The following is a 6,920-nucleotide window of genomic DNA, read 5'->3' as shown; positions in this document are numbered from 1 at the left end:
CATTTACATTGGATTTACATTGTTAAGAATAAATTTACATTACAGCTTAAATGGTGTGGATTTTGTTGGGTTCTTTAACTATAAATGTTGGGATTCCTAGTTTTTAAGGATTATTATCGTCATTTACTTAAAATTAAAAATTGCTTAACACTTACATAATATTATTGTCCTACAATGAATTTGTGTTCGAAAGAAGTAGACAAATGCGAAAAGTGATAATCCAAATGGGGGTACAAGACATGGTTATGAAAAAAGGTATTAAATTTTCTTTAGCAGCTTTAGTGGTAGCGGGTTCATTAGTGGGATGTGGAAAAGCAGAAGAGACATCAGGTAAAGATGCTAAAGGAAACGATAATGCAAAACAAGAATTGTCAGGTACGATAGCAGCTGCAGGCTCTACAGCACTTCAACCTCTTGCAGAGGAAGCCGGAAAGAAATTTATGGAGAAAAATTCAAACGTTTCTATTCAAGTGCAAGGTGGCGGTAGTGGAACTGGAATTAACCAAGTAGCTTCTGGTGCAGTCCAAATTGGTAACTCAGATGTTCCATCTGCAGATAAAATAAAAGATGCTAATAAGGCGAAAGAATTAGTAGATAACAAGGTAGCGGGTATTGCATTCGCACTTGTCGTAAATAAAGATGTAAAAGTTGATAACTTAACAGTACAACAAGTACAAGATATCTTCACTGGAAAAGTAACAAACTGGAAAGAAGTAGGTGGGAAAGATGAAAAAATCAACGTGATTAATCGTCCAGCTTCTTCTGGTACACGTGCTACATTTGAAAAAACAATTATGAAAGACGCGAAAATCAATGATGGAACTGGTACTACACAAGATTCTAACGGTGCAGTAGAACAAGCAATTAACTCTACTCCAGGTTCAGTAAGTTATTTAGCGATGTCTTACATGGTCGGCGAGAAAAAAGGTGCGCTACAAACAGTAAAAATTGATGGTGCTGAACCGAAAGTTGAAAACATTGCGTCTGGTAAATATCCATTTTGGTCTTACGAGTACATGGTAACGAAAGGTGAGGCAAAAGAAGCAACAAAAGCTTACATTGACTATGTAAAAGGTAAAGATTTTGAAAAGCAAGTAGAAGATATGGGTTATATTCCAATGTCTAAATTAAATAAGTAATAAAATTTATGGGGCTGGCTGCAAGGCCAGTCCTGTTCATTTCAATTTATGAAGTGGGGTCTGTCCTGTGATGAAGGGGAAAAAACAAATTAATTACGTAAAAAGTGAATATATAGGAAGATCACTTGTTACGTTTTGTGGTATTTTTATTGTTTTAATTACATTAGCTATTATTGCGTTTATTTGTGGTAAAGGTATTCAATCTTTTACACAAAGTGGTATCTCATTTACTGAGATGTTAACATCGACAAAATGGAATCCAAATGCTGATCAAGGATCCTTCGGGGCTTTAATTTTCATTGTAGGTTCAACGGTGGTTTCGTTAGGTGCGGTCATTATTAGTGCGCCAATTGCTATAGCTCTTGCTATATTCATGAATTTAATTTCGCCAAAGTTTGGAAATAAAGTATTGAAGCCTGTTTTAGAATTATTAGTTGGTATTCCCTCGGTTGTATACGGATTATTAGGGGTTACGATTTTAGTGCCACTATTACGTGATTCGTTTGGGGGAGTGGGCTTTAGTTTAATTGCGGGTATTGTTGTATTAAGTATTATGATTTTGCCAACTATTGCTAGTATAGCTTCTGATGCAATACGTTCTGTTCCATTTGATTATTTAGAAGCTTCTTATGGTCTAGGGTCAACGAAATGGCAAGCGATTAGCCGAGTAATTGTTCCTGCTGCGAAGAAAGGGATTTTAACAGGTGTTGTTTTAGGTTTAGCGCGTGCTTTTGGCGAAGCGCTAGCGGTTCAAATGGTAATCGGGAATACGATTAAATTACCAGAAGGAATATACAGTCCGACAGCGACGTTAACTGGTATTTTAACAATGGACATGACAAATACATTAAACGGAACTGCTTGGAACAATGCGCTATGGACTTTAGCGATGATTTTACTTGTTATTTCATTCCTGTTTATTTTAGTAATTCGAGCGATTGGGCAAAGAGGTGAGCGATAATAATGAATGCAAGAACGGTAAATAAAGTTTGGACAGGTATCTTTTATACGATTGCAGCTTTAGTTGTAGCTTTGCTAGTGTTCTTAGTGTTTGAGATTTTACAAAAGGGATGGGGTTTTTGGGATCCTAATTTCTTGTTTGGAGAACCAAGCAATACAAGAGCTGGTGGTGGGATTGGTCCGCAGTTATTCAATTCCTTCTATATGCTTGTTATAACGCTTATTATATCTATTCCTCTTGGATTAGGTGCTGGAATATATTTAGCAGAGTATGCAAAGCAAGGACGGTTTTTAAACTTTGTTCGTTTATGTATCGAGACAATGGCATCTTTACCTTCTATTGTTGTTGGTTTATTCGGTTTGTTAGTGTTTGTTACAATGACTGGTTGGGGATATACAGTAATGGGTGGTGCCCTTGCTTTAACTATTTTAAACTTACCGGGCTTAACGCGTGTTTGTGAAAATGCGATTTCAGAAGTTCCTTCTAATGTGAAAGAGGCAAGTCTTGGGCTAGGTGCAACGAAGTGGCAAACGATCACTCGTATTATTATTCCGTCGTCATTACCACAAATCATTACAGGTGTTATTTTAGCTGCGGGTCGTATATTTGGTGAAGCAGCGGCATTAATTTATACAGCGGGTTTAACATCTCCGATTTTAAATTCAGCAGCGGACTTCTCAAGTCCTGCTCATCCTTTAAATCCATTTAGACCAGCTGAAACGTTAGCGGTTCACATTTGGAAGTTAAATTCTGAAGGAATTATCCCGGATGCGAAGTTAATTGCGACAAAATCTGCAGCTGTATTAATTATTATGGTATTACTATTCAATGTTATTTCACGCTTAGTAGCATCTATATTACACAAGCGCTTTACAGGAACGAAAAGAAAAAGTAAAACGACGAAAAAGGTAAAAGCGGCATAAATTATAAAGAAGAACTCTCTACTTATAAATAGGGGGTTCTTTTGTATTTTAATTATAGAAGGAAAGGGCGTAACGATTGTTGAATTTGTGATTAATTATATAGACGAACAGATGTAATTTAGATTGTGGATTCTAGTGAATCTCTAGAACAGTATGCGGAAAAAATGATGGATTATATGAGTAGGTAGAGAAAAAGGGTTATCTTCATTCGTGAAGATAACCCTTTTCTTTTAAATATCAGGTGTTTCTGTAGAAGTGCTTATTTTTTTACGGGAGCGTCTTTTTCTCCCGATTTTATCTAATAGTTCATACATAACTGGAACAACTACTAATGTAAGAAGAGTTGAGACTGCCAAACCACCGATGACAACGACGGCTAAACTTTTTGATACCATACTCCCTGCTTGGGATTGGCCAAATAGAAGTGGGAGCATAGCAACGATTGTTGTAATAGCTGTCATAATAATTGGGCGTAGTCTAGTAGAACCTGCTTCAAGTAAGGCTTCTCTTGTTTCCATTCCGTGTTCCCGATTTTGTTGGACTCTTTCTATTAATACAATAGCGTTTGTAACAACAATCCCGATTAACATTAATGCGCCGATTAAGGAATTTACATCAACAGGTGTTCCTGAAATGATTAATCCTAAAATACCGCCGACAGCAGCTAACGGTAAAGAGAATAGGATTGCAAAAGGAGCACGTGCTTGCCCGAAGGTGATAACCATAATTAAATATACAATCCCTATTGCAATCCCCATAATTTTGAATAAATCTGTAAAATTCTCTTGCATAGATTCAGTAGCTCCTGCGATATTTACTTTTGCACCACTAGGTAAATCTAAGTCAGTTATCGCTTTATTTACTGCTGTGTTTACTTTACTCAAATCTTCATTTGAAGCTTCGGCTGTAATTTGGATTGTTTCTTTTCCGTCTTTATGGAAAATTTCTGTTTGCGTTTGTTTTTCTGAAATAGTTGCGATGTCTTTTAAAGGTATTGGGCCATTAATAGGTGATAGTATGTTTGTATTTAAAATATCTTCTTGTTTATTAATGTTTTCTTTTTTGTGTTCTATCATAATAGTAGTTTTTTCATTATTAATTGTAATTTCGCCAATAGGTGATTTCTTCATAAGGAATGCTACTTGTTGCGCAGCTATTTCTGGTGTTAAACCTAGTTTTTCAGCCTTTGTTTGATCAATATGAATTTGCCATTCTTTCTTAGAGTCTTCTAAATTTGTTTTTACTTTAGAAAGATCATCCATGCTTTTTAGTTTTGTTTCAACGATAGTAGCCGCCTCTTTTAAATCCGCTTCGTTAGTAGCTGTTACGTTAAATTGTAAGTTATTGCCGCCGCCAGAGCTTGAATAACTTGTTTTTATATAATCAAGTTCAGCAGGCTCAAAAGTTTTATTTTCCTTTTTTAACTCTTTAATATATTGATCAATATCAGAACCTTTTTTAAAGACTACGAATATACTAGCGAGGTTATTTTTAGTTGTTTGCCCCCATTGTGCATCTTCTGCGCTAGATCCCATTCGTAAAATAACGTCTGTTATATCCGAATTAGAAAGTAATTTCTTTTCAAAATCAAATGCTTTTTGTTTTTGAGATTCAGCATTATAATCGGCTGGAAATGTCATGTTAATAGATAACATTGTGTCGTCTTCAGATTTTATGTTTGCTTTCGGTAGTAATATATAGGCCGCAATTGATCCTGCAAATAATAAAAATGAAGTAAGTAGAATAATGAATTTATGAGAAAGAGCCCACTTTAATGTAGCGACATATCGTGATGAAGAACTTGGCTTTCGATGCTTTGTTTTTTTGAGTAGTAAAAAAGCCATAAGTGGAACAACTGTTAGTGCAACGATTAAGGATGATAGTATAGAATATACAACTGCTAATACCATAGGTAACATTAATTTTCCGATTGCTCCTGATACGAGGCCGATAGGTAAAAAAACAGCGACCGTTGTTAAAGTAGAAGAAGTAATTGCGACTGCGACTTCTTTCGTTGCATCGAGAATGATATCTTTAGAGAAAGAATCTTTTTGTAAACGGCGGAAAATATTCTCGATGACAACGATACTATCATCGACGAGACGCCCAACCGCAACAGCTAAACCACCGAGGGTTAAAATGTTAAGCGTAATGTTAGATTGATGTAGTAAAAAGAGTGTTAATAAAATAGATAATGGAATACTGACAACAGCGATGAGTGTTGTTCGGAAGTTACGTAAAAAGATTAAGATAATTAGAGTTGCAGCGATTGCTCCAAGTATTACTTCTTTTCCCATGCTAGTAACAGCATTTTCAACTTGTTCATGGGTTGAAGCCAAAAGTTTAATAGAAAATTGATCTTTATATTCCTTATCTATCTCTTTAACTTTTTTATCAATCTCTTTTCCAATGGCAACTGCATTTTTACTCGGTTCTTTCATGATGATTAATCCTGTGCCTTCTTCTCCGTTTATATGTGAAATTGTATCGTAGTGTTGTTTAATTTCAATTTGAGCAATGTCTTGCAATTTCACTTGGGGTGCCACAGTGATGTTTTTAATGTCATTTACATTTTTTATGTCCCCAATGACGCGGAGGTTGTATTCTTCCTGATTAACAGTAATTGCCCCAGCTGGAGTAGAAGTTTCTTTTCCTTGTAAAACAGTTAGTACCTGCTGTGATGTTACGTTTTTGTTTTTTAATTGGTTCGGATCAAGTACGATAGATAATTCAGAGGTGGATTTTCCGAAAAACATAACGTTGGCAACACCATCAATGTTTTCGAGTTGTGGTACGATTTCTTTTTCAATTTGTTTTTCATCTGCTTTTGAAAAACCGTTTTGTTTCTGGATAGTAATTTGAGCGAGTGGAATCATAGAAGTGTTTAATTGACTAACTACGGGCTTGGTTACATCTTTAGGTAATTTAATTGTATTGACGGCTTTTTCGACTTCGCGTGCTGCATCTTTCATGTTTGCTTTTGATGTATACGTAATGTCGATACGTGATAATCCCTCGTATGTAGAAGAAGTAATGGTGTCGACGTGTTCTAAATTGCGAAATTGTTTTTCGAGAGGATCAGTTACATCCTTTGTCATCGTTTCAGCGTCGAGTCCTTGAGATAAGGTTGTGACGGTAATTGCCGGATTGTCGATACTTGGTAAAAATTCCATAGGTAATTTAGAGCCGGAATAAACACCGAGTATGGAAATGAGAAAAATCATGATGATAATGGCAGCTCGGTTTTTTAATGAAAACTTTGTTAACCTATCCATAAAATAATTCCTCCATTGGTTTATTTATAGTTGAGTGCGTCCTTTCTTACTATATAACAAAAAATGGATATTCTTCATTAATTAAATGTAAAAAAATTCTAACAATGCCCTTAAGTTTATATTAGGATTGGAATGTTGTTAATTTGTAGGGGGGAATTTTCGAATGAGAAGGAAGGGGATAATGCGCGCGAGTGGCTGTTTAATGTAGATGGGATTTTTTCTTACGGCTAATTTGTATAGTTATTTTATAGAAGGATAATTATTATAAACCTTAATATAGAAGAGAATGAAAATTTGGGAAGGTATTGTGAAATTCAATTTAGTTGAATGAAGTGTAGTAATATACAATCAGAATAACTATTTTTAGTAGAGAGGATAATAGTTATTTCTATAGAAGAAAGTAGGGTAGATAATTTTTTTATATTTTTATAAAAAAACACTTGTTATTTAAAAATTGTGATGGTATATTAATAAACGTCGCTGATGCGGAAACGCAGAAAACGACAAAAAAGAAATTTTAAAACTTAGTTGACATCGAAAAATGAAGATGTTAATATGATGAAGTCGCTTCTGAAGTGGCGGACAAGTTCTTTGAAAACTGAACGAAACAAACAACGTGAAA

The 6,920-nt window shown here is 35.1% G+C and carries 4 protein-coding genes; 3 read left to right on the top strand and 1 reads right to left on the bottom strand.

All coding sequences use genetic code 11. The features are described 5' to 3' along the window. Positions 1-239 precede the first annotated feature (239 nt). From ACQGS6_RS20330 to pstA, 3 genes are all read left to right on the top strand, one after another. Positions 240-1,139, top strand: a complete 900-nt coding sequence (locus tag ACQGS6_RS20330) for a phosphate ABC transporter substrate-binding protein PstS (protein WP_000245116.1) — start codon at positions 240-242, stop codon at positions 1,137-1,139. A gap of 70 nt (positions 1,140-1,209) precedes the next feature. Next, positions 1,210-2,100, top strand: coding sequence for a phosphate ABC transporter permease subunit PstC (gene pstC, locus ACQGS6_RS20325; protein WP_000676676.1), 891 nt, complete (start codon positions 1,210-1,212; stop codon positions 2,098-2,100). A gap of 2 nt (positions 2,101-2,102) precedes the next feature. Next, complete coding sequence (gene pstA / locus ACQGS6_RS20320; RefSeq protein ID WP_000994155.1) at positions 2,103-3,023, top strand: phosphate ABC transporter permease PstA; 921 nt, start codon at positions 2,103-2,105, stop codon at positions 3,021-3,023. A gap of 230 nt (positions 3,024-3,253) precedes the next feature. Here pstA and ACQGS6_RS20315 read toward each other — a convergent pair whose 3' ends face one another. Beyond that, positions 3,254-6,298, bottom strand: coding sequence for an efflux RND transporter permease subunit (locus ACQGS6_RS20315; RefSeq protein WP_025966750.1), 3,045 nt, complete (start codon positions 6,296-6,298; stop codon positions 3,254-3,256). Positions 6,299-6,920: the final 622 nt, after the last annotated feature.

The organism is Bacillus sp. GMs2/2, assembly GCF_050172095.1.
Taxonomy (GTDB): Bacteria; Bacillota; Bacilli; order Bacillales; family Bacillaceae_G; genus Bacillus_A; species Bacillus_A cereus.
This window is presented reverse-complemented; position numbering and strand designations above follow the sequence as displayed.

Bases quoted from the DNA above. Each gene is read 5' to 3' on its own strand.
- pstC (WP_000676676.1), top strand. From the start codon at position 1,210: ATGAAGGGGAAAAAACAAATTAATTACGTAAAAAGTGAATATATAGGA.
- ACQGS6_RS20315 (WP_025966750.1), bottom strand. From the start codon at position 6,298: ATGGATAGGTTAACAAAGTTTTCATTAAAAAACCGAGCTGCCATTATC.
- ACQGS6_RS20330 (WP_000245116.1), top strand. From the start codon at position 240: ATGGTTATGAAAAAAGGTATTAAATTTTCTTTAGCAGCTTTAGTGGTA.
- pstA (WP_000994155.1), top strand. From the start codon at position 2,103: ATGAATGCAAGAACGGTAAATAAAGTTTGGACAGGTATCTTTTATACG.